This is a genomic window from uncultured Fretibacterium sp. (assembly GCF_963544685.1).
In the GTDB taxonomy this organism is placed as follows: Bacteria; Synergistota; Synergistia; order Synergistales; family Aminobacteriaceae; genus CAJPSE01.
In genome coordinates, this window is record NZ_CAUUGJ010000163.1 from 1 (window position 1) to 3,891 (window position 3,891).

Below are 3,891 nucleotides of genomic sequence, written 5' to 3' on the forward strand. Positions count from 1 at the left end.
CTCGACTAGTCGTCGGCAGCGTCAGATGTGTATAAGAGACAGATATAGACCAACGAGGCGGCGAGGGACAGATCCCCGGGGGCCATCGCCGAGCCGGAGTCCCGCAGGGCCTCCGAGGCGAAGCGCCCCTCCCTCACACGGGCCAGTACGTGAAGCGCTCCCTCAATCCCGCGCACGATGTCCTCCCCAACGACCCAAAAATCGAAAGAAAAAGGAGCACCCCTCGACGGGTGCCCCATCGCTGCATCTTGACGGCAAAACGAAGATTCGTCCCATACGCGAATCAGCGATCCCGAGAGGAACTCATCAGGACCAGAAGGCGCACCAGCTGCAGCACGGCCATCAGGGCGGCGGCGACGTAGGTCCATGCGGCGGCGTTCAGAACGCTCCTGGCTCCGTTCAGCTCATCCGGGGCCAGGGCTCCCGTCCCGTTCAGGATCGTGATGGCGCGCGAGCTCGCGTTGTACTCCACCGGCAGCGTCACCAGGTGGAAGACGACTGCACCCAGAAAGAGCACGATGCCCAGGTTCATCAGGAACTGACCGCGCATCAGGAGGCCGATGAAGAAAAGGGGGATGGCCATGTTGGAGACCAACCCAACCGCAGGCGCCACCCGGTTGCGGAACATCAGGGGCGCATATCCTTCGCTGTGCTGGATGGCGTGCCCCACCTCATGGGCAGCGACTCCGATGGCGGCGATGCTGGAGCTGGAGTAGACCGCGTCCGACAGGCTGAGCGTCCGGTCCCTGGGGTCGTAGTGGTCGGTCAGGTTCCCCTGAACGTGATTGACCGGCACGGAGGACAGTCCGAAACGATCCAGCAGCATCCGCGCCACCTGGGCGCCCGTGACGCCGCCCCGCGCCTGCACCTGGCTGAAGCGTCCGAAGGTGCTCTTGACGCGCACCTGAGCCCAGAGCGACAGGAGCAGCGCCGGGATCAAAAGGAGCATCGTGGGATCGAAAAAAGGATAATACATGAGGCGGATTCCCTCCCCGTACATCAAGAGTATGTAAGCCTAGCCAGTATAGCCGCGGGCCGCATAAAGCGCATCCGCAGAAACCACACCGGCAGGGCCGCCGCCGCGGTTGGCGCAGGCTGCCCCTGTATCGTTCCGGGGCTAGGCCGGAAAAGCCGCGATCGCCTCCACCAGACGCTCCTGTTCCTCCGCCTCGAGGCCGGGGAAAATCGGGAGCGCCAGGGACTCCTGCGACAGGCGCTCCGCCTGCGGGCAGTCTCCAGGCCGTCCCCCAAGAAAGGCGAAGCAGGGCTGGAGGTGCAGCGGCAGGGGGTAATAGACGCGCGTCGTCAGCCCCAGCCCTTCGAGGTGGGCCATCAGCCTGTCCCGGTCCGGAACGCGCACCACATATTGATGATAGATATGATGGTTGCCGGCGAGCTCCTCGGGAAGCGTCACCCGGTCCGTCAGCCCCCGGGACTCGAAGAGCAGACGATACCGGTCGGCGCAGAGGCGCCGGTCGGCATTCCAGCGCTCCAGGTGGGGCAGCTTCACATCGAGGACCGCCGCCTGGAGGGCGTCGAGCCGGCTGTTCAGCCCGACCTCCTCGTGAAAGTAGGTGCGCTCCTCGCCATGGACCCGCAGGCGCCGCAGCCGTTCGGCCCGTCCTGCGTCGCGCGTTACGACCATTCCGCCGTCGCCGCAGCCCCCCAGGTTCTTCGTGGGAAAGAAGGAGTAGCACCCCACGTCCCCCACGGCGCCGGCCCGCGCGATACGGTTCTCCACCCGACGCCAGGCGCCGAAGGCCTGGGCGGCGTCCTCCACGATCGCCACGCCCCGCTCGGCGCAGAGCGCCGAGATGCCCTCCAGGGGCACGGTCTGGCCGAACAGATGCACGGGCAGAAAAGCCTTTGTCCTCGGGGTCAGCCTGCGCTCGACCTCGGCAAGGTCGATGTTCCCGGTCACGGGGTCGATATCCGCGAACACGGGCCTGGCCCCAAGGCGCACGACCGCCCCCGCCGTGGCGAAGAAGCTGTATGGGGTCGTGACGACCTCGTCCCCCGGCCCGACATCCAGGGCCATCAGGGCCAGGATCAGCGCGTCCGTCCCCGAGGCGCAGCCGATCGCCGAGCCCTCGGGAAGCTCCAGGTAGCTCTCGACATGCTCCTCGAAAGCGCGGACCTCGCGCCCCAGGACGAAGGACTGAGCCTCGAACACGCGCTCGAGGGCCCCCCGCACCTCGTCCCGTATCTCCGCATAGGCCCGGGACAAGTCCAAAATAGGCAGACGATCGTTCACCCTACCATCTCCTCGAAATTCAAATCGGCTTAGGCTCAAATATCCGCCGCGGCGTTTTCGTTTTTATGATACATTATCCCTCAAACGTCGAAATTCGAGGAGAACGACATGCGGCTTTTCATCACGGTTCTATCCATGATCTCCGTCATCGCGTTCGGCTACGCCCTGGCCGGATATGCGGGATACGCCCTCGGGCGCGGAAGGGAGGACTACATCGTCCTGGGGCTTGCCCTGGGCTTTCTGACGGGCTCCCTCTCCCTGTGGCTCTGGAAACGGTGGATGCCCCTGTTTCTGGAGGAGGCGGACCCGGGGGAAGAGGAACGCGGCGATCGAGACGGAGGGACATCCGTCTGAGCCCTCGTGTTCCGGAACTCTCCGGCCCTCGATCTCGGGCGGATGGGAAAAACCATCCTGACGGGGGTATTGCCCTTCCGGGGTTTGGAGCGGTTTAATGGACCCGGGTTCGAGTCCCCGCGGAAAACCGCTCGAGGGCGCGGTCCGGGGGATTGAAAGATAATGGAAGGATCTGGAGGGAACGGAAATGGACGCAGCACAGCGCATCGCCCGCGCCACCCCTTTCGAGGCGGCTTCGACGTCGATCGGCCTCGGGCTCTTTCTCGTCTGGCTCTCGCAGGCCCCGTCCCGGGCGCTTCTCCCCGTCGCCCCCATCCTGCTCACGTCGTTTCTCTTCGCCTTCGCGCTGAGCTGCACGCTGATCGCCCGGACCAACCTCCCGGGGCCAGGCAGTTTTGCGCGGACAATCTGGCTCATGCCCTGCCTGCTGCTGCCCCTGCCCCTTTTGGGAGGCCTTTGGGGCCCGCTGAAGATCCCCGCCCTGCTGCTGCCCGCCTTTGGGGCCGCCCTGCTCTTCTGCCGATGGATGACGCTCTGCGCGCGCTTCTCCCCCAGGACCTTTCCGCTGCTCTACGGGCTGTCCACCCTGGCCTCCGCAACGGGGAGGCTCGTCATCCCTCAGTTCCCCCCGCTGCTCCACGCACTTCCCTTCCTCTCCACGGGGCTCCTTCTCCTGGCCGTCCGGGAACGGCGCTGGATGCCCGAGGGCGAGCACTACGCCAGCCCCGTCTTCTCCACCCGAGAGGGGGTCGGCCTCATCGCCTTCGCACTCGTGATGAACGTCATGCAGATCATCGCCGACTCCGGATTTTCCGCGGCGCGCCCCCTGTCCTCCGACGTTCCGGAAATTTTATCCGCACTGCTCTCCCTGGCCGTGCTCGTATCTCTGCTCCGTCTGAACAGGCCGATCTCCTGCCGAGGCATCCTGACCGAGGGCATCGGGCTCTGCGCGGCGGGGATCCTCCTGGTCGGGGTATCCGCCCCGATCGCGCTGCTCTCCATGAGCATGGGCTGCTTCTTCCTCGAGCTCTCCTTCTGGCTGCTGATGCTGCAGTTTGCCGCGCCGTCGCCGAACCCGGCGCGCATGATCTGCATCGGGGCCTCCCTGCTCACCTTTGCCCTGATCGCCTCGCGTACGCTTCTGAACTTCCTCTCCCCCCTCGGCGCGGAAGCCCTCTCGGTCCAGTCCGGTTTTGCCCTGTTCACCGGCCTGATCTCCGCTGTCTTCGTCCTTCTGCCTGTCTCTTATACACATCTCCGAGCCCACGAGACGGAGCTACATC

Annotated in this window: 5 protein-coding genes; 2 read left to right on the top strand and 3 right to left on the bottom strand. The window is 65.4% G+C overall.

Features of this window, described 5'->3' with window-relative positions:
* Positions 1-5 precede the first annotated feature (5 nt).
* The 3 genes from ABLA28_RS10870 to ABLA28_RS10880 all read right to left on the bottom strand — a co-directional run bounded on the left by ABLA28_RS10870 (position 6) and on the right by ABLA28_RS10880 (position 2,254).
* A complete protein-coding gene (locus ABLA28_RS10870; RefSeq protein WP_347713683.1) occupies positions 6-176 on the bottom strand; it encodes a hypothetical protein in 171 nt (56 codons plus the stop codon).
* A gap of 107 nt (positions 177-283) precedes the next feature.
* On the bottom strand, positions 284-976 hold the full coding sequence (locus tag ABLA28_RS10875; protein WP_347713684.1) for a zinc metallopeptidase: 693 nt from the start codon (positions 974-976) through the stop codon (positions 284-286).
* 141 nt (positions 977-1,117) lie between these two features.
* Positions 1,118-2,254, bottom strand: a complete 1,137-nt coding sequence (locus ABLA28_RS10880) for a DegT/DnrJ/EryC1/StrS family aminotransferase (protein WP_347713685.1) — start codon at positions 2,252-2,254, stop codon at positions 1,118-1,120.
* A gap of 108 nt (positions 2,255-2,362) precedes the next feature.
* Here ABLA28_RS10880 and ABLA28_RS10885 point away from each other — a divergent pair, with 108 nt between their 5' ends.
* Positions 2,363-2,608 (top strand): hypothetical protein, encoded by a 246-nt coding sequence (locus ABLA28_RS10885; RefSeq protein ID WP_314719235.1) that lies wholly within the window; start codon positions 2,363-2,365, stop codon positions 2,606-2,608.
* A gap of 187 nt (positions 2,609-2,795) precedes the next feature.
* A partial coding sequence (locus ABLA28_RS10890) for a hypothetical protein (RefSeq protein ID WP_347713686.1) occupies positions 2,796-3,891 on the top strand: 1,096 nt, incomplete at its 3' end.

Excerpts from the sequence above, each read along its gene's own strand:
- ABLA28_RS10875 (WP_347713684.1), bottom strand. The coding sequence starts at position 976 with ATGTATTATCCTTTTTTCGATCCCACGATGCTCCTTTTGATCCCGGCG.
- ABLA28_RS10885 (WP_314719235.1), top strand. The coding sequence starts at position 2,363 with ATGCGGCTTTTCATCACGGTTCTATCCATGATCTCCGTCATCGCGTTC.